Here is a 17,964-nt window from a genome sequence, read left to right on the forward strand (position 1 = left end):
GACGGATCGTCTCGCGAGCAGTGCGAGACGATCCGTCTCGTCTCATCCGCTACCCCCGGAGGTGCCCGTGTTCCGCCCCGCACACATCCTGATGGTCTCCGTCCCGGCCCACGGGCACGTCAACCCGAGCCTCGCCGTGATCACCGAGCTGGTCGCCCGGGGCCACCGGGTCAGCTACGTCAACGACCCCTCCTTCCGGGAGACCGTCGAGTCCACCGGCGCCACCTTCGTCCCCTATCCGACGAAGCTGCCGCTCGCCGACGACCCCAACGGCTGGATGGAGGACCCGGTGGCGATCCAGGAGCTGTTCCTGGACGACGCGCTCTCCATGTGGCCCGTCCTGCTGGAGGCCTTCACCGAGGACCGGCCCGACCTGGTGCTCTGCGACATCGCGGGCTACGCGGGCCGGGCGCTCGGCGAGCGGCTGGGGGTGCCGGTGGTGCAGCTGTCGCCGACCTTCGTCGGCTGGGAGGGCTTCGAGCAGGACCTGGCCGAGATGTTCGAGGCCATCCGCACCGGCCCGGGTGGCGCCGAGCACTACCGCCGGTTCGCCGACTGGCTGGCCGAGGCCGGCGCGGTGCGGCGCGACGTGGACGCCTTCAAGAACGTGGACATCTTCAAGAACCGTCCGGAGCGGGCGGTCGCGCTGGTCCCGCGGGCCCTGCAGCCCAACGCCGACCGGGTCGACGACCGGCGGATCAGCTTCGTCGGCCCCTGCTTCGGCGACCGGGCCCACCAGGGGCGGTGGCAGCGGCCGGCCGGCGCCGAGAAGGTGCTGCTGGTCTCGCTGGGCTCCGCGTTCACCCACCACCCGGCGTTCTACCGGGCCTGCGTCCAGGCCTTCGGGGACCTGCCGGGCTGGCACACGGTGCTGCAGATCGGCGCGCACACCGACCCGGCCGAGCTCGGCGAGGTGCCGGACACCGTCGAGGTGCGCCGCTGGGTGCCGCAGCTGTCGGTGCTCGCCCAGGCGGACGCCTTCGTCACCCACGCGGGCATGGGCGGCTCCAGCGAGGGGCTGTTCCACGCGGTGCCGATGATCGCGGTGCCGCAGGCCACCGACCAGTTCGCCAACGCGGACGCGCTGGTGGGCCTGGGCGTCGCCCGCCGGCTGGACACCGAGGAGGCGACCCCGGAGGCGCTGCGCGCCGCGCTGCTGGAGCTGGTCGGTGATCCGGCGGTGGCCGGGCGGCTGCGGGAGCTGTCCGCTGCCGGCCGGGCCGAGGGCGGCACCGCCCGGGCGGCCGACCTGATCGAGGCGGAACTCGGGCGGCGGTGAGACCCGGGCGGCCTCGGGGCGGGGGCGTACGGGGGCGGCTGCGGGGCGGGGGGCGTACGGGGGGCGCGGCGTGCGGCGCGGGGCCGGACGGCGGAGAATCCGGACGAAGGTGAATCCGGATGGCGAACACCTGTTGTCATATCTTCATTCACCTGATGTGATGGTGTATATGGATATGCACAGTGCTGTGGCCCCCGACGCTCCGCTGGTCCTGGTCGGCAAGGCCGACGTCAGCGCCGAGGACGTTCTGGCCGTCGCCCGGGGCAACGCCCGGGTCGAGATCGGTCCCGACGCGCTGGCCGAGATGGCCGCCGCCCGTGCGCGGATCGACGCCCTCGCGGCCGAGCCGCGTCCCGTCTACGGCGTGTCGACCGGCTTCGGCGCGCTCGCCGTACGGCACATCAGCCCCGAGCTGCGCGCGCAGCTGCAGCGGTCGCTGGTGCGCTCGCACGCCGCCGGCATGGGCCCGGCGGTCGAGCGCGAGGTGGTCCGCGCGCTGGTGTTCCTGCGGATGAAGACCCTGGCCTCCGGCCGTACCGGCGTGCGCCCGCTCGTCGCGCAGACCATGGCCGCCCTGCTCAACGCCGGCATCACCCCGGTGGTCCGCGAGTTCGGCTCGCTCGGCTGCTCCGGCGACCTCGCGCCGCTCTCGCACTGCGCGCTGGTCCTGATGGGCGAGGGCACCGCCACCGGCCCGGACGGCGTGGAGAAGCCCGCCGCCGAGCTGCTCGCCGCCGCCGGCATCGAGCCGGTCGAGCTGCTGGAGAAGGAGGGCCTGGCCCTCATCAACGGCACCGACGGCATGCTCGGCATGCTGGTCATGGCCATCGCCGACCTGCAGCGGCTGTTCACCACCGCCGACATCACCGCCGCGATGTCCCTGGAGGCGCTGCTCGGCACCGACAAGGTGCTCGCCCCCGAGCTGCACGCCCCGATCCGCCCGCACCCGGGCCAGGCGCTGAGCGCCGCCAACATGCTCGCCGTCCTCAAGGACTCCGGCCTCACCGGCCACCACCAGGACGACGCGCCGCGGGTCCAGGACGCGTACTCGATCCGCTGCGCCCCGCAGGTCGCCGGGGCCGGCCGGGACACCCTGGCCCACGCCCAGCTGGTCGCCTCCCGCGAGCTGGCCGCCTCGGTGGACAACCCGGTCGTGCTGCCGGACGGCCGGGTCGAGTCCAACGGCAACTTCCACGGCGCCCCGGTCGCGTACGTGCTGGACTTCCTCGCCATCGCCGCCGCCGACCTCGGCTCGATCTCCGAGCGCCGCACCGACCGGCTGCTCGACAAGGCCCGCTCGCACGGCCTGCCGGCCTTCCTGGCCGACGACCCGGGCGTGGACTCCGGCCTGATGATCGCCCAGTACACCCAGGCGGCCCTGGTCAGCGAGAACAAGCGGCTCGCCGTCCCCGCCTCGGTCGACTCGATCCCGTCCTCCGCGATGCAGGAGGACCACGTGTCGATGGGCTGGTCGGCCGCGCGCAAGCTGCGCCAGGCCGTCGAGAACCTCGGCCGGATCCTCGCCGTCGAGCTCACCGCCTCCGCCCGCGCGCTGGAGATCCGCCAGCAGGCCGACACCACCGGCCGGATCGCCCCGGCGACCGCGGCCGCGCTGGCCGTCGCCCGGGAGGCTGGGGTCGGCGGCGCCGGCCGCGACCGCTTCCTCTCGCCGGACCTGGAGGCGGCGGCGGCGCTGGTCGCCTCCGGCGAGCTGGTGCGCGCGGTGGAGAAGGTCACCGGCCCGCTGGCCTGACGCCCCCTCGCCGCGGGGCGGCCGGGACCAGGGCCGGGCAAGGATCCACGAGCCAGGCCCTAGTCCCAGTCGCTCCGCGGCCGGCGCTCCTCGCGGTTGCGGCGCTCGCCGAACGCGGCGGCGACGTTGACCCCGACGATGCCCGCCCAGCAGACCATCAGGCCGGCGAAGCCGCCGCTCCCCGGACTGGTGGCGATCGCGGTCAGTGGGATGCCGAGCACCATCGAGACCACCGCGAGTCCGTTGCCGGAGCGCTTGCCCCAGCCCTGGCGGCGGGGGCGCTGGTCCCGGTGGTGGTAGGGGCGCTCGTAGTCGTCCATCCGCTGGGCCACGGAGCGCTCGACCCGCGCGTCCAGGCGGGCGTCGAGACGCTTCATGAAGGAGTCGACGAGCTCGTCCTCGTACTCCTTGCCGAGCTCCTTGCGGGCCTGCAGGGTGGCGTCGAGGTCGCGCCGCAGATCGTCCTGGCGAGTGTCCATGGAGAACAGCGTGGGCCCGCCGGGACGTCCGGTCCATCCGTTCGCGGGGAGAATCCGGGCGGGCTCAGGGACAAATCAGGGTTACCCCTAGCCGGGGGCCGGCCACCGTCCGGATGCCGCCTCCCTCCGTCCGCTCCCCGGGACGTCTCCCCGGACGTCCCGCCGGGACGTCTCCCCGAACGCCCCATCGGACGTCTCACCCGACGTCCCGCCGTACGAGACGTCTTTGCCAGGCGCGACGCGCTGCTGCACAGTCGTCGTCCGACCCGCTCGCATCCGGAGGTACCGCTGATGACCGCCATCGACGAGACCGGCAGCGTCGGCCCCTCCGCCCGACTGCTCCAGCTGTTCGAGGGGCACCGGCTGACGCCGACCCAGCGCCGGATCGCCCACTCGCTGGTGCGGCACGCCACCGAGGCGCCGTTCCTGTCCAGTGTCGAGGTCGCCGAACTCGCCGGCGTCAGCCAGCCCTCCGTCACCCGCTTCGCGGTCGCGCTCGGGTACGACGGCTACCCGGCGCTGCGCAAGCAGCTGCGCGAGCTCGGGGGCGGGGAACCCGCCGCGCCGGAGAGCCCGGACGACGCCGTGCGCAACGAGCACCAGCAGGCCGTGCTCGCCGAGATCGCCCACCTGCGCCACCTCGCCGAACTGCTCGCCGACCCGGAGCCGATCATCCGGGCCGCCCGGCTGCTCGCCGCCTCCCGCCCGCTGCCGGTGCTCGGCCTGCGGGCCGCCTCGGCGCAGGCGCGCGGCTTCGCGTACTTCGCCGCCAAGGTGCACCCGGACATCCGGCTGCTGGACGAGGGCGGCAGCATGCTCGCCGACCGGCTGGAACAGGCCACCGCGGCCGGCGCCAGCGCACTGCTCTGCTTCGCCCTGCCGCGCTACCCGCGCGAGCTGATGGACGCTCTGGCGGTGGCCCGGGAGTGCGGGCTGACGGTGCTCACCGTCGCGGACAGCGCCTTCGCCCCGGTCGCCAAGCTGTCCGACCTGATGCTGCCGGCCGCCGTCGGCACCGGCCTGGTCTTCGACACCGCCTGCGCGCCGATGATGCTCGGCCGGGTGCTGCTGCAGGCCATGTGCGACGAACTCCCGGGCGCCGAGGCGCGCCTGGAGGCGATCGAGCAGTCGGCGACGGCACGCGGGCTCTTCTTGGAATAAGCACAGCCTGGAATAAGCGCGGGCCGGAATAGGCGCAGCCAGGAACAAGCACAGGCCGGAGCGGCGGCGGGAGAGTAGTCGTCACGAACCCGGGCATCCCCTACTGCAGGGGGTGCCGCCCATGCGCGTGATCCACGAGATGAAGTTCGTCGCCCGCCTCTCCTCGGGCGCCGACGAATGGTCCTGCCCCGCCTGCGGACGCCGCGTCACCCTGCGGCGGCTGCCCGAACCCGAACTGACCGTCCTCGATCCGGGCGACGAGTCCGCCGTCCACGTCGGCGTCATCGAACCCGACGCCGCCGCCGTGGCGGCCGAGAAGTACGGCCTCGGCCCCGTCCAGAACGTCCCCCGCCCGCCGTCCCCGCCCGCCCCGGACGCCGCCGACCGCCGCTGGCTGGCCGAGATCGGCATCGACTGGGACGGCGGCGCGGCGGCCTGAGCCCTGCCCGCACCGCCCGTACGGCACTGCCGGACGGGCGCTTCGGCGTGCCTGGGGGCCGGTGGGGCTCCCGGCTGATCGGATTGTTCCGGGGTCTGGTCGAAACCCAGCTGTTTAGTTATATTCAGTCGAAGAGAACATGAATGAATCCATCCGCAGAGAGGCCGGGACCATGGTGCAGCAGCAGACGAGCGGACCGCGTGAGGTGCGCGCCGCGCGGGGGACGGGGCTCACGACGCAGGGGTGGCAGCAGGAGGCCGCCCTGCGGATGCTGATGAACAACCTCGACCCCGAGGTGGCGGAGCACCCGTCGAAGCTGGTCGTCTACGGCGGCACCGGCAAGGCCGCCCGGGACTGGCGCTCCTTCGACGCGATGGTGAAGACGCTGCAGGGCCTGAAGCAGGACGAGACCATGCTGGTCCAGTCCGGCCGCCCGGTCGGCGTGATGCAGACCCACGAGTGGGCGCCGCGCGTGCTGATCGCCAACTCCAACCTGGTCGGCGACTGGGCCAACTGGGAGGAGTTCCGCCGCCTGGAGAGCCTCGGGCTCACCATGTACGGCCAGATGACCGCCGGCTCCTGGATCTACATCGGCACCCAGGGCATCCTCCAGGGCACCTACGAGACCTTCGCGGCCGTCGCCAACAAGCGGTTCAACGGCACGCTGGAGGGCACCATCACCCTCACCGCGGGCCTCGGCGGCATGGGCGGGGCCCAGCCGCTGGCCGTCACCATGAACGGCGGCGTGGCGATCTGTATCGACTGCGACCCGTCCCGCATCTCCCGCCGGATCGAGCACCGCTACCTCGACGTCGAGGCCAAGAACCTCGACCACGCCCTGCAGCTGGCCACCGAGGCCCGCGACAAGAAGCAGCCGCTCTCCATCGGCCTGCTGGGCAACGCCGCCGAGCTCTTCCCGCAGCTGCTCGCGATGGACGCGCCGATCGACATCGTCACCGACCAGACCAGCGCCCACGACCCGCTGAGCTACCTGCCGGTCGGCGTCTCCTTCGACGACATGGCGACCTACGCGGCCGAGAAGCCCGCCGAGTTCACCCAGCGCTCGCGCGAGTCGATGGCCCGGCACGTCGAGGCGATGGTCGGCTTCCAGGACCGCGGCGCCGAGGTCTTCGACTACGGCAACTCGATCCGCGGCGAGGCCCAGCTGGCCGGCTACGACCGCGCCTTCGCCTTCCCCGGCTTCGTCCCCGCGTACATCCGCCCGCTGTTCTGCGAGGGCAAGGGCCCGTTCCGCTGGGCCGCGCTGTCCGGTGACCCGCAGGACATCGCCAAGACCGACAAGGCCGTCCTCGACCTGTTCCCGGAGAACGAGTCGCTGCACCGCTGGATCAAGATGGCCCAGGAGAAGGTGCACTTCCAGGGCCTCCCGGCGCGCATCTGCTGGCTCGGCTACGGCGAGCGCGACAAGGCCGGCGAGCGCTTCAACGACATGGTCGCCTCGGGCGAGCTGGCCGCGCCGATCGTCATCGGCCGTGACCACCTGGACTGCGGCTCGGTCGCCTCCCCGTACCGGGAGACCGAGGCGATGCTGGACGGCTCGGACGCGATCGCCGACTGGCCGCTGCTCAACGCCATGGTCAACGTGGCCTCCGGCGCCTCCTGGGTCTCCATCCACCACGGCGGCGGCGTCGGCATCGGCCGCTCGATCCACGCCGGCCAGGTCACTGTCGCCGACGGCACCGCGCTGGCCGGGGAGAAGATCCGCCGGGTGCTCACCAACGACCCGGGCATGGGCGTCATCCGGCACGTGGACGCCGGCTACGACCGCGCCGACGAGGTCGCCGCCGAGCGCGGGGTCCGCATCCCGATGGGTGAGCTGTGAACGAGCGCAGCGAGCGAACCAATCGGAGGGGCGACTCGCGGAACGCGGTTGCCGAGCGCAGCGAGGCGGGCGCGTGACGGCTTCGTTCGAAGAGATGTGGGCGGAGCTGCTCCCCGTGGGCCGCTCCGCCTCCTCCGGCGGCTACCGCCGCTTCGCCTGGAACTCCGCCGACGCCGAGTGCCGCGCCTGGTTCGAGCAGCAGGCCCGCGACCGCGGCCTGGCGTACGAGCTGGACCGCAACGGCAACCAGTGGGCCTGGCTGGGCGACCCGCAGGCCGGCGGGGCCGTCGTCACCGGCTCGCACCTGGACTCGGTGCCGGACGGCGGCGCCTTCGACGGCCCGCTCGGGGTGGTCTCCTCCTTCGCCGCGCTGGACGAACTCCGCGCCCGGGGAGCCGAGTTCACCCGGCCGCTGGCGATCGTCAACTTCGGTGACGAGGAGGGCGCCCGGTTCGGCGTGGCCTGCATCGGCTCCCGGCTCACCGCCGGTGTGCTCTCGCCCGAGGCCGCGTACGAGCTGCGCGACGCCGGCGGCGTCCGGCTGCCCGACGCGATGGAGAAGGCCGGCTACGACCCGACCGGGATCGGCGCGGACGACGACCGGCTGGCCCGGATCGGCGCCTTCGTCGAACTCCACGTCGAGCAGGGCCGCTACCTCGCCGAGGGGCAGCCGGTCGGCGTGGCCGGGGCGATCTGGCCGCACGGCCGCTGGCGGTTCGACTTCCACGGTGAGGCCAACCACGCCGGCACCACCCGGATCGAGGACCGCCGGGACCCGATGCTGACCTACGCCAACACCGTGCTCGCCGCCCGCAAGAAGGCGAAGCAGGCGGGCGCGCTGGCCACCTTCGGCAAGGTCGCGGTCGAGCCCAACGGCACCAACGCCATCGCCTCGCTGGTGCGCGGCTGGCTGGACTCCCGGGCGGCCGACGAGCGCACCCTGACCGCGCTGGTCGCCGAGATCGAGCAGGCCGCGGCCGAGCGCGGTGAGCGCGACGGCGTCCGGGTCGAGCTGGTCCGCGAGTCCTACACCCCGGTGGTGGACTTCGACGGCCCGCTGCGCGACCGGCTCGCCAAGCTGCTGGACGCCCCGGTGCTGCCCACCGGCGCGGGACACGACGCCGGGATCCTGGCGTCCGCCATCCCGACGGCCATGCTGTTCGTGCGCAACCCCACCGGTGTCTCGCACTCCCCGGCCGAACACGCCGAGGTGGCCGACTGCCTGGCCGGGGTGACCGCCCTCGCCGACGTACTGGAGGACCTGGCGTGTCAGTGACCGCAGCGACCGCAGTGAGCTACTGGGCGCAGTACGCCTGGCTGCCGCACCCCAACGGTCCGGTGGTCGAGCGGGACGTGCTGATCGCCACCGGCCCGGGCGGGCTGATCACCGCGGTGACGCCGGACAGCGGGCCCTGCCCGTCCGGCGCCGTCCGCCTCGACGGGCTGCTGCTGCCCGGCCAGGCGAACGCCCACTCGCACGCCTTCCACCGGGCGCTGCGCGGGCACGTGCAGGTCGGCTCCGGCACCTTCTGGACCTGGCGCGACACCATGTACCGGTTCGCCGGGGCGCTCGACCCGGACACCTACCTGGAGCTCGCCACCGCCGTCTACGCCGAGATGGCGCTGGCCGGGATCACCGCCGTCGGCGAGTTCCACTACCTGCACCACGCGCCCGGCGGGGCCCGCTACGACGACCCGAACGCGATGGGCGAGGCGCTGATCGAGGCCGCCGCCCGGGCCGGCATCCGGATCACCCTGCTGGACACCTGCTACCTGTCGGCCGGCTTCGGCGCCGAGCCGACCAAGCCGCAGCAGCGGTTCAGCGACGGCGACGCGCAGGCCTGGGCCGAGCGGGCGGACGCGCTGAAGCCGCGCGAGCACGCCCGGATCGGCGCCGCCATCCACTCCGTCCGGGCCGTCCCGGCGGAGCAGCTGGCCACCGTGGCGCACTGGACGGCGATGCGCCAAGCGCCGCTGCACGTCCACCTGTCCGAGCAGACCGCCGAGAACGACGCCTGCCTCGCCGCGCACGGCGTCACCCCGACCCGGCTGCTCGCCGACCACGGCGCGCTCGGCCCGCGCACCTCGGTCGTGCACGCCACCCACCTCACCGACGAGGACGTCCGGCTCCTCACCGACTCCTCCACGACCGTCTGCATGTGCCCCACCACCGAACGGGACCTCGCGGACGGCATCGGCCCGGCCCGCCGACTCGCCTCGGGGGGCAGCCCGATCACCCTGGGCAGCGACAGCCACGCGGTCATCGACCCGTTCGAGGAGGCCCGGGCGCTGGAGCTGGACGAGCGGCTGCGCACCCGCACCCGCGGGCACTGGACAGCGAACGCGCTGCTGCGGGCCGGCACCGAGGACGGGCACGCCTCGCTCGGCTGGCCGGAGGCCGGCCGGATCGAGGCCGGGGCGCTCGCCGACTTCACGGTCATCGCGCTGGACTCGGTGCGTACGGCCGGGCCGCCGCCCCGGCTCGGCGCCGAGATCGCCGTCTTCGCGGCCTCGGCGGCGGACGTGCGGCACCTGGTGGTCGGCGGTCGGCACGTCGTCCGGGACGGTGTGCACCAGCTGGTGGCCGACGTGCCGGGCGCGCTGCGGTCCGCCATCGGCGCGCTGAGCTGCTGATTCCCTTGTCTGACTCCCTTCGGAAGGCGTTGTCTTGAGCACCAGGACCACCTTGATCACGGGCATCGGCAGCCTGGTCACCAACGACCCCGGTCAGGGCACCGGGCCGCTCGGCCTGCTGGCCGACGCGGCCGTGGTGGTCGAGGGCGACACCGTCGCCTGGGTCGGCCCGGCCGCGCAGGCCCCGGCCGCCGACGAGCGCTTCGACGCCGAGGGTCGGGCCCTGCTGCCCGGCTTCGTCGACTCGCACGCCCACCTGGTGTTCGCGGGGGACCGTACGGCCGAGTTCAACGCCCGGATGTCCGGGCAGGCGTACACGGCGGGCGGTATCCGCACGACGGTGGCGGCCACCCGGGCGGCTTCGGACGCCGAGCTGGAGGCCAGGCTGGCCGGGTTCGTCCGGGAGGCGCTGCGGCAGGGCACCACCACCATCGAGTGCAAGTCCGGCTACGGGCTGACCGTCGAGGACGAGGCCCGGGCGCTGCGGATCGCGGCCAAGTACACCCCGGAGACGACGTACCTGGGCGCCCACGTGGTCGCCCCGGAGTACGCCGAGGACCCGGCGGGGTACGTCGACCTGGTCACCGGCGAGATGCTCGACGCCTGTGCCCCGCACGCCCGCTGGGTGGACGTGTTCTGCGAGAAGGGCGCGTTCGACGGCGACCAGGCGCGGGCCGTCCTCACTGCGGGGATCGAGAAGGGCCTCACGCCGCGGGTGCACGCCAACCAGCTCACGTACGGGCCGGGCGTGCAGCTCGCGGTGGAGCTGGGGGCCGCCTCGGCGGACCACTGCACCCACCTGACGGACGAGGACGTGGCGGCGCTGGCGGGATCGGCGACGGTCGCGACCCTGCTGCCGGGGGCGGAGTTCTCCACCCGGGCCGAGTACCCGAGCGGGCGGCGGCTGCTGGACGCGGGCGCCGTGGTGGCGCTCTCGACGGACTGCAACCCGGGCTCCAGCTTCACCAGTTCGATGGCGTTCTGCATCGCCGTGGCGGTGCGGGAGATGGGCATGACCCCGGACGAGGCCGTCTGGGCGGCCACGGCCGGCGGCGCCCACGCCCTGCGGCGCACGGACGTCGGGTCGGTCGCGGTCGGCTCCCGGGCGGACCTGCTGCTGCTCGACGCCCCCTCGCACGTCCACCTGGCCTACCGCCCGGGCGTCCCCCTGACGGCCGCGGTCTGGCGCGCGGGCGTCCGCGAGGTCTGAGTCCGCGACCATGGTCACGAGCGGCCCGCTCCCTGCGCGCAGGGAGCGGGCCGCTCCGGTGCGTCCGTCAGCCGAAGGGCAGGACCTGGGTGCTGCCACCGGCCAGGATGTGCTGATAATCGCTCCCGCCGTTGAGCTGGCGGTAGTTGAGCACCGGATCACCGGCTCGCACGAGGGCGGTCGCACAGCCGAGGCACCAGGGCTTCGGCGGCTGTGCGTCGAGGTCCTCGATCACCGCAGGAGCGGAGCACTGCGTGCAGGCCGCCATCGGGTCCTCCCCGGGGTCAGGCCCAGGTGGAGCCGCAAGCGGTGCAGCCCCATCGGCCGTCGATCGTCTGGTAGGTGGCGCCCGATCCACAGACCGGGCAGGCGCGGGCGCTGGGCTGGTCGGCCAGCTTCAGCAGCGTACTGGGAGACGTGGCGACCCTGCTGATGACCGCCGCCTACACGGCGGCATGTCCTGACGCCCCAAGACGGGCCGACTGCTTCTCGTCGCCCCGTTGCCCCGTCGAGCCGGTGCTCGACGGGGCAACGTGCTGCTCAGGGGCTGGTGGTGAGGTGGTCGAACTCGCCGGCCTTGGCGCCCCGGAGGAGAATCAGGCGAGGCAGAACTCGTTGCCCTCGATGTCCTGCATCGTGATGCACGACTCGTTGACGCCGTCGGCGCGCTGCGTCAGCACGTGCTTCGCACCGAGCGCCATCAGCCGCGCGCATTCGGCCTCAAGCGTGGCCAGGCGCTCCTCACCCACGAGCCCGGTGCCGGCCCGAACATCGAGATGCACCCGGTTCTTGACGACCTTGCCCTCGGGAACCCGCTGGAACAGCAGGCGCGGGGCCACACCGGAGGGATCGGTGCACGCGAAGTAGACCGCATCCTCGGGCGGCAGCGAGCGGTAGCACTCCTCCCACGTGGCAAAGCCCTCCGGGACAGTCGGCAGGACGTACCCCAGCACCTCGCACCAGAAGGCGGCGAGGCGAACAGGGTCCGCGCAGTCGAAGGTCACTTGGAACTGTCTGATCGTTGACATCGGCGCACGATAACAGGGGCCCTGCTCATCTTCCCAGGTCGGGAGGCCCGCACGTGGTCGGGAGGAGGCGCCTGCCACCCGTTAGCACTTAGCCACCGGCGGCCTCTTGCGGGGCGCAAGAGGCCGCCGGAACGATTCGCTCAGGGGTTGGTGACGAGGTGGTCGAACTCGCCGACCTTGGCACCCTGGAGGAAGGCGGCGAACCTGAGGCGGGTGGTCCGGACTATGACGTCCGCGTCGTCGGACTCCCGGAGTTCGACCACCTCTTCACGTGCGCGCACCTCAACGCAGTTGTTGTTCGCCTCGCTGAAACTGGACTTCTGCCACTCGGTGCTATTCATGCCTGTCGTTCATTTCCTTCATGATCGAGCGAATGTGATCCCGTGACTCGCTCTCTTGGAGCGCGACGGCCTCGATGCGCTCCAAGGTTGCGCGATAGCCCGCCAGCTGGGCGGGTGAGTCGAAGATGTGGGAGCCATGAGACGAGTCGGCCTGGACCGTGTCCAGCTCTGGTACCGGTCCCTCCGCATAGAGCAGGTTCTCACTGGGGCCGGGGAAGTTGGCTGTCGCAAAGGGCACGACTCGCAATGAGACGGCTGGGCGTTCGGAGTCCCGGATGAGGGATTCGAGCTGCTCCCTGAGCACCGTGGGCCCGCCGTACTGGATGCGCAACGCCGCTTCGTGGACGAGTGCTGTGTACGGCGTTTCGCCGGCCTGGATGATCTGCTGCCTCCGCAGCCGGAACTTCACTCGGCGATCGACCTCTCGCTCGGGGAGAGGGGTGAACCCTGTCGCGAACACCGCGGTCGCATACGAGTTCGTCTGCAGCAGTCCCGGGATGATGCCGATGGTGAAGCTCTTGAGCCGCTTCGCGCGTCCTTCGATCTCCGCGACATCGATCGGGGCGGCTGCGAGTGTCGTTCGATACTCATCCCACCAGGCCGAGTCCCGCTCCCTGGCCATGTCGGCGAGTGCTTCGACCAGAGGCGCGTTGGCGCACATGCAGGCTTCCGCGATCTCGTGCAGGCGAGCCACGCTGACGGCCGACTTTCCGATCTCCATCTGACTCACCAGTGCGGGAGTCACCCCGAGCAGCCTGGCGAGGTGGCTGCCGCCGAAGCCGGCCTGCTCTCTCATCCTTCGCAGTTCGGCGCCGAGACGTCGCTGGCGAAGGGTGGGGATTCGAAGGGCCATGGCGTCCTCTCTGCTGGTGCTGAGGCCAGTGTGCCGTGCAGGTCGCCAGCGGATCCATCTGGGAGCAGGGGGCGCGCGTTCCCCCATGGGGAGGAACCTTCTCCCATCCGGCTTTAATTAAAGAGTCGATCGGCTATCGTCATCCTCAGCTCGATCCGACGGATCGTCAGTAATGCCTGCATCCAGGGCAGTAGGCGCCTGCTGCCCTCGCGCGCCGCAGAGCAGCCATGCCCCGGCCTGGCTCACGGCGACGACCGTCATCCCTCCCTCTTCTCTCCCCACACCACAGCCTCACGGAGGTTCCCGTGTGCATCCGTAACACCCCCTCGCTCACCCTCTCCCGGCAGGCCCTCCGGGATGCCATGACTCGCAGCGGCGGCTGGGACGCCGAGGTTATCTTCAACGCCGAACTCGCCTTGATGGAGCTCATCTCCAACGCGTGGCGCCACGCCGACACCCCCGCGCCCGTCGTCTGGTTCTCCATCCTCGACCGCACCCTCCGCGTCACCGTCTCCGACGAGAGCGACGCCCTGCCCCAGCAGCGAACCCCCACCGACCTCGCCGAGCACGGGCGGGGCCTCCAGCTGGTGGAGGGCCTCACCCACCGCTGGGGCGTCGACCCCCAGAAGCGCGGCAAGACCACCTGGTACGAGCTGGACTCCCTCGCGTGACCCGCGACCCCATCGCGCCGGACGACCCCAGGACGCGCGACTACACCGAACCCCAGATCACCACGCTTCTCGGCGAGTTGCACCGGCGCGGCCTGCCGCACGGGCTCCTCTGGGGCTCCGCCGCGGCCGGCGAGACCACCCTCGACGGCCGCATCCTGGTCGACTTCGGCAACGCGCCGGTGAGCACTCTGCTCAACCTCCTCCACCTGCTCCGCGACCTGGAGCGGGACGAGCCGTGGCACCGGTGAAGTTCTTCGTCGGCGCGGTCCTGGTCGCCCTCCTCGCCCTCGCGATCGCCACCGTGGCCCTCGGCGCCATCGCGACCCTCAAGATGCCCCGCCCCGAAGACCGCGACGAGCAGCGCTGAACCATGCGAAGGCCCTCGCCCACCCCGGGCGAGGGCCTCGCGGGTGCCCTCTGTCAGCCGAGACACGGGATCGCCCTGTGCCCCAGGAACTGCTGAAGCCGGAGCCGCTGTGTGTGGTGCATGGGCAGCCCTTCAGGATCGCTCGGAATGACGAACTGAAGGTCGATGGACGCGTATCAACCCAGGCGGGCCAGGGCGTCCGTCACAAGCAAGCGTGCTGCTGCGCCCCGCGCTGCCCCCTGCGAGAGTCGGTCAAAGGCTCGGGCATACAGGTCGACCTGGCTGGGCTGCGTGAGCGTTGAGGCGGCATCCAGGGTGTCCGCGTGGACCCTGGTGTCGTCGAAGATCGTGAAGGTCGGCATGGGCCACACGGTTCGCTGTGTCGCGAACGGGATGATGCCCACGGCGACGTTCGGGAGATCCATGACTCCGAGCAGGTGGCCGAGCTGCGCCGCCATGGTCTCGGCGCTGCACACGCGATACCGCAGCACGGACTCCTCCAGCACGAAGGAGAAGCGGTGTGCGCCATTGCTCAACACCGCGTTGCGCTTCATGCGGGCCGCCACGGCGTCACTCACGTCGTCCGGGGTTCCCCGGAAGTCCGCGATGGACGAGAGCAAGGCGGCGGCGTACCTGGGTGTTTGGAGGAATCCGGGGATCACGTCGGAGACGTAGACCCGGAACACGTTGGTCTGTCCGTACAGGTCTCCGGTCGACTCTTGCAGGCGACGGAGCCCACTCCGTTGGAGTCGTTTCCACTGCACGTGGGCGTCGGAGGACTGCCTATTGGCGGCTATGAGGTCAGGGGCTTGATCGTCGGCGTCACAGGCCTGGCACCAAGCTCTGATATCGGAGTCGGAGGGAGGAGTCTTGGCGTTTTCGATCCGAGATGACTTCGACTCCGACCAGCCGCACCTGACGGCCAGCTCCCGCCCGCTGATCCCTGCGTCCTTCCGAATCTCGCCCAGTCGGCCGGCAAGGGATTCGCGGGCCTTCTGGACGTTCGAAGAGGGATGTGCGGGCAAGGAGCTGGCCTTCGTCAGATCTCGTACTGATGGTGCGGAAGCGCTAGCTCCCAGACTGCTTCGAACGCGGTGGCGCACAGCTTCACGGTGCCGGGGTCTGTCGTGATCTCATCTTCGACCACGGCGCCGTCTCCGGAGAAGTGGTGAACCCGGAGCAGGACACCATCGAACAGCCAGAAGTCGTTCCCCGGTAGGGGGAGACTCGTGGCCTGCCGCCGTGGCAGCCAGCGGACCTGCTCGCCCGCCGTGACGTTGGCGTGGGTGACGTAGTGCTCCCACCGGATGTACTCGGACACGGGTTCGGATACGACCCGAGCCCGACGGATGACCACACCCCGCGCCACGGCATCCGTGATCAACTGGTCATAGGGGTGCCACCAGGACTGCCGGTCCTCCCAGTTGATCCGCTCACCGCGCTGCCACGCCTCGAACCGTTCCGTCGGGGCGTAGGAGTCGCGCAGCTCCAGATGGACGGCGGATCGGTGGCACTGCTCAAGCAGCTCAGCGAAGCTGGGCACGCTCGATGGCATCACACGCCTCCCTGATCATGGGCACCATCCGGGCCGGAAGCCTGACGATGGCCTCATTGTCGGGTACCGGTCCGTTTGCGGGGCTGCTTCGCTCGCATTCCGCCTGGGTCTCGGGGTGCGGGTTCCACCCCTGGAAGAGGATCTCCTGAGCCTCCGGGTCCACCCACACGGTGGGGCAGTGGTCCCGATCGGTGTTGGGGTCGATGCCAACGAACTTTACGGCCATGGCCGGCTCCCTGGTCTAGGTGCTTGCTCGGGCTTGCACAAGCTTCTCCGAGCAGCGGATATGCAGTCAATACCGCTATACGGATGGGTAATTGATGTGCAAGCTCATGCAAGTTCGTAGAGATCGATGCCTGGTCGTCCATAGCCTCGCTTGCATCGGCGGGACAGCGGCGGAGGGAGTGTCCGTGTCGAACGTGGAGCCCGAGACGGAGAAGTTGAGACGGTACCGAGCCGAGGCGGAAGCGGCGGCGAGCGCCGTGGAGACCGCGTGGAAGCTTGCGGGCCTGCCGTCCACCCCCGACGTGATGGCCGTCGTGAGCGGGCGCGGGGTGCGTGAGGGGCCTCACGTCTCGCTCGGGGGCTGTCGCGCCAGCACCGCCAGGGCGCTGGCCGACGTACTCACCGAGTACGCCCGACTCTCGGGCCGCGTGATCAACGGCGAGTCCAACCGGATCACGGCTCGCATGCTCACCAAGTGCGACGTGGAGCCCGTTCTGTCGAGCGACGGGCTCCAGGTCTTGCGGCCGGAGTTGAACGCATGAGTGCCCCCGTGTAGGGCAAGGCTGCGGGGGCGTCAGCGAGGAACTGGCCGCTCCTGGGCCACTACAGACCCCTGCCCCGGCCGCCTGGGGAAGGACCCAGCCGGGGCGGGTCAGCAAGGTGCACGCCAGGCTGGGGGCCGCCTCAGCCTGACCGACGAAGAGGGGAATTACATGGGCAAGCGCGGCGGCGGGACCGGCGACGGCAAGGGCGGCGGGCAGCAGGACGACAGCAACAAGGGCGCCGGACACGGCGGCGGCGGGTCCGACGAGGGCGGCAACACCTCGGACGGTTCGGCCCCGGCGGGCGGCAACGGCAAGTGACCGGCGAGACGCACAGGGAGGCGGGCCCCCAGGGGCTCGCCTCCGCGCTGGTGGCCGGCGGCGCACTCTCCTCGGACTGGCTGCCCTCCTTCCGGGCCGTACCCCGCGAACTGTTCGTCCCGGATCGCATCTGGCCGGGGATTGCGGACGGCACCCGGCAGAACCCCGTGGTGTACCGATCGCAGGACCCGGAGGGGTGGCGGCGAGCGGTCTACTCGGACATCCCGCTGACCACGCAGTGGGACGACGGCGACCATGAGGGGGACGGACTCGGGACGACCCCGACCTCCTCCAACTCCATGCCCACGATGGTGTTCTCGATGCTCCAAGACCTCGACGTACACGCGGGCGGCAGGGCGCTGGAGATCGGAGCCGGAACGGGCTGGAACGCGGGCCTGCTGGCCCACCGCCTGGGCGACCTCAACGTGGTGACCGTCGAGTACGACTCGGACGTCGCTCGCGGCGCCCGGGCGAACCTGGACCGGGCCGGGCTCAAGCCGACCGTCGTCGAGGGCGACGGGCGGCAAGGCTGGTCGGAGGGCGCTCCCTATGACCGGATCATCGCCACCTGCTCGCTTCTCGCGATCCCTCCGGCATGGCTGGCACAGGCGGCGCCCGGCGGAATCATCGTGGCGCCGTTCGGCACGGAGTACGGCGGCGAGCAGATCGTCCGGCTGACCGTGAACGACGATGGCACCAGCGCCAGCGGCCGGTTCACCCGGAGCTCGGCGTTCATGCGGCTGCGCCAACAGCGCACCGACCGGCCGCCTTTCGAGGACTACCTGCACGGGCAGGAGTGGCCGGCCAATGGGGCGAGGAGCACCACCACTCTGGCTCCTCCGGACACGGGCGGGTGGTTCGAGCAGTTCGTCATCGGGGCGGGCGTGCCCGGGGCGTTCTGGCGAGCGGAGCGCTACGACGATGGCGCCTACACGCTGTGGCTCTACAGCCGGGACACCGAGTCGTGGGCATCGACCGACTACGTGCGGGGCCGCACGGAGTACGAGGTGTTCCAATCCGGCCCCCGGAACCTCTGGGACGAGGCGGAGGCCTGCTGGCGCTGGTGGGACAAGCACGGCCGCCCGGGCTTCGACCGGTTCGGCCTCACGGTCGGGCCCGAAGGCCACACCGTGTGGCTCGACTCCCCGGAGAACCTGGTGCCGCGCCGAGGCTGACGCAGATGCCCGCTGAGAATCGTCATGTCGCTTTGCCCTGTCGGCTCGACGGGGCAAAGCGGCATGAGTAGGGCCCGTTCGAGCTGCC

General features: G+C 71.6%; 22 protein-coding genes. 14 read left to right on the forward strand and 8 right to left on the reverse strand.

All coding sequences use genetic code 11. The features are described from left to right. The first annotated feature begins 91 nt into the window (after positions 1-91). Positions 92-1,279 (forward strand): macrolide family glycosyltransferase, encoded by a 1,188-nt coding sequence (locus IE332_RS14330; RefSeq protein WP_229928601.1) that lies wholly within the window; start codon positions 92-94, stop codon positions 1,277-1,279. A 175-nt stretch (positions 1,280-1,454) separates the two neighbouring features. Further along, the gene (gene hutH / locus IE332_RS14335; protein ID WP_189916183.1) at positions 1,455-3,032 is read left to right on the forward strand and encodes a histidine ammonia-lyase; all 1,578 of its coding nucleotides are present in this window, start codon (positions 1,455-1,457) and stop codon (positions 3,030-3,032) included. 59 nt (positions 3,033-3,091) lie between these two features. Here the strand turns inward: hutH and IE332_RS14340 are convergent, their stop codons facing one another. Then, complete coding sequence (locus tag IE332_RS14340; protein ID WP_189916184.1) at positions 3,092-3,511, reverse strand: hypothetical protein; 420 nt, start codon at positions 3,509-3,511, stop codon at positions 3,092-3,094. 291 nt (positions 3,512-3,802) lie between these two features. On the opposite strand from IE332_RS14340, the gene IE332_RS14345 reads away from it, so the two are divergent. From IE332_RS14345 to hutI, 6 genes are all read left to right on the forward strand, one after another. Beyond that, positions 3,803-4,672: a MurR/RpiR family transcriptional regulator gene (locus IE332_RS14345; protein ID WP_189916185.1), complete on the forward strand. Its 870-nt coding sequence runs from the start codon at positions 3,803-3,805 to the stop codon at positions 4,670-4,672. A gap of 121 nt (positions 4,673-4,793) precedes the next feature. After that, entirely contained in the window at positions 4,794-5,111 is a 318-nt protein-coding gene (locus IE332_RS14350) for a hypothetical protein (protein WP_189916186.1), read from the forward strand. A gap of 139 nt (positions 5,112-5,250) precedes the next feature. Beyond that, positions 5,251-6,954, forward strand: coding sequence for a urocanate hydratase (hutU, locus tag IE332_RS14355; RefSeq protein ID WP_229928583.1), 1,704 nt, complete (start codon positions 5,251-5,253; stop codon positions 6,952-6,954). A 94-nt stretch (positions 6,955-7,048) separates the two neighbouring features. Then, the gene (locus tag IE332_RS14360; protein WP_189916251.1) at positions 7,049-8,230 is read left to right on the forward strand and encodes an allantoate amidohydrolase; all 1,182 of its coding nucleotides are present in this window, start codon (positions 7,049-7,051) and stop codon (positions 8,228-8,230) included. Beyond that, on the forward strand, positions 8,221-9,588 hold the full coding sequence (locus tag IE332_RS14365; RefSeq protein WP_189916187.1) for a formimidoylglutamate deiminase: 1,368 nt from the start codon (positions 8,221-8,223) through the stop codon (positions 9,586-9,588). Before IE332_RS14360 ends, IE332_RS14365 begins: the two co-directional genes overlap by 10 nt. Before the next feature lie 34 nt (positions 9,589-9,622). Continuing rightward, entirely contained in the window at positions 9,623-10,798 is a 1,176-nt protein-coding gene (hutI, locus tag IE332_RS14370; protein ID WP_189916188.1) for an imidazolonepropionase, read from the forward strand. Positions 10,799-10,865: 67 nt separating this feature from the next. Here hutI and IE332_RS14375 read toward each other — a convergent pair whose 3' ends face one another. From IE332_RS14375 to IE332_RS14390, 4 genes are all read right to left on the reverse strand, one after another. Beyond that, positions 10,866-11,066, reverse strand: a complete 201-nt coding sequence (locus IE332_RS14375; protein ID WP_189916189.1) for a hypothetical protein — start codon at positions 11,064-11,066, stop codon at positions 10,866-10,868. A 328-nt stretch (positions 11,067-11,394) separates the two neighbouring features. Further along, the gene (locus tag IE332_RS14380; RefSeq protein ID WP_189916190.1) at positions 11,395-11,826 is read right to left on the reverse strand and encodes a VOC family protein; all 432 of its coding nucleotides are present in this window, start codon (positions 11,824-11,826) and stop codon (positions 11,395-11,397) included. Between the two features lie 140 nt (positions 11,827-11,966). Continuing rightward, positions 11,967-12,167 carry a DUF397 domain-containing protein gene (locus IE332_RS14385; RefSeq protein WP_189916191.1) on the reverse strand — a complete coding sequence of 67 codons (201 nt, stop codon included), beginning with the start codon at positions 12,165-12,167 and terminating at the stop codon, positions 11,967-11,969. After that, entirely contained in the window at positions 12,160-13,020 is an 861-nt protein-coding gene (locus IE332_RS14390) for a helix-turn-helix domain-containing protein (protein ID WP_189916192.1), read from the reverse strand. The genes IE332_RS14385 and IE332_RS14390 overlap by 8 nt, the downstream gene beginning before the upstream one ends. 305 nt (positions 13,021-13,325) lie before the next feature. Between IE332_RS14390 and IE332_RS14395 the strand changes: the two genes are divergently transcribed. The 3 genes from IE332_RS14395 to IE332_RS41880 are packed head-to-tail and all read left to right on the forward strand — an operon-like array spanning position 13,326 to position 14,058. Further along, positions 13,326-13,691 carry an ATP-binding protein gene (locus tag IE332_RS14395; protein ID WP_189916193.1) on the forward strand — a complete coding sequence of 122 codons (366 nt, stop codon included), beginning with the start codon at positions 13,326-13,328 and terminating at the stop codon, positions 13,689-13,691. After that, entirely contained in the window at positions 13,688-13,939 is a 252-nt protein-coding gene (locus tag IE332_RS14400; protein ID WP_189916194.1) for a hypothetical protein, read from the forward strand. Before IE332_RS14395 ends, IE332_RS14400 begins: the two co-directional genes overlap by 4 nt. Continuing rightward, entirely contained in the window at positions 13,927-14,058 is a 132-nt protein-coding gene (locus tag IE332_RS41880) for a hypothetical protein (RefSeq protein WP_268256568.1), read from the forward strand. Before IE332_RS14400 ends, IE332_RS41880 begins: the two co-directional genes overlap by 13 nt. 176 nt (positions 14,059-14,234) lie before the next feature. Here IE332_RS41880 and IE332_RS14405 read toward each other — a convergent pair whose 3' ends face one another. Genes IE332_RS14405 through IE332_RS14415 form a run of 3 tightly spaced genes read right to left on the reverse strand, consistent with a single transcriptional unit; the run spans position 14,235 to position 15,839 of the window. Further along, positions 14,235-15,083, reverse strand: coding sequence for a helix-turn-helix domain-containing protein (locus tag IE332_RS14405; RefSeq protein WP_189916195.1), 849 nt, complete (start codon positions 15,081-15,083; stop codon positions 14,235-14,237). 14 nt (positions 15,084-15,097) lie between these two features. Continuing rightward, positions 15,098-15,613: a DUF6879 family protein gene (locus IE332_RS14410; protein ID WP_189916196.1), complete on the reverse strand. Its 516-nt coding sequence runs from the start codon at positions 15,611-15,613 to the stop codon at positions 15,098-15,100. Then, positions 15,585-15,839, reverse strand: coding sequence for a hypothetical protein (locus IE332_RS14415; protein WP_189916197.1), 255 nt, complete (start codon positions 15,837-15,839; stop codon positions 15,585-15,587). Before IE332_RS14415 ends, IE332_RS14410 begins: the two co-directional genes overlap by 29 nt. A 184-nt stretch (positions 15,840-16,023) precedes the next feature. Here IE332_RS14415 and IE332_RS14420 point away from each other — a divergent pair, with 184 nt between their 5' ends. From IE332_RS14420 to IE332_RS14430, 3 genes are all read left to right on the forward strand, one after another. Next, the gene (locus IE332_RS14420) at positions 16,024-16,380 is read left to right on the forward strand and encodes a hypothetical protein (RefSeq protein ID WP_189916198.1); all 357 of its coding nucleotides are present in this window, start codon (positions 16,024-16,026) and stop codon (positions 16,378-16,380) included. A 171-nt stretch (positions 16,381-16,551) separates the two neighbouring features. Further along, positions 16,552-16,701, forward strand: a complete 150-nt coding sequence (locus tag IE332_RS14425; RefSeq protein ID WP_189916199.1) for a hypothetical protein — start codon at positions 16,552-16,554, stop codon at positions 16,699-16,701. After that, positions 16,698-17,876 (forward strand): methyltransferase domain-containing protein, encoded by a 1,179-nt coding sequence (locus IE332_RS14430; protein ID WP_189916200.1) that lies wholly within the window; start codon positions 16,698-16,700, stop codon positions 17,874-17,876. Before IE332_RS14425 ends, IE332_RS14430 begins: the two co-directional genes overlap by 4 nt. The last annotated feature ends 88 nt before the right edge of the window (positions 17,877-17,964 follow it).

This window comes from Kitasatospora xanthocidica, assembly GCF_014656195.1.
GTDB classification, from domain to species: Bacteria; Actinomycetota; Actinomycetes; order Streptomycetales; family Streptomycetaceae; genus Kitasatospora; species Kitasatospora xanthocidica.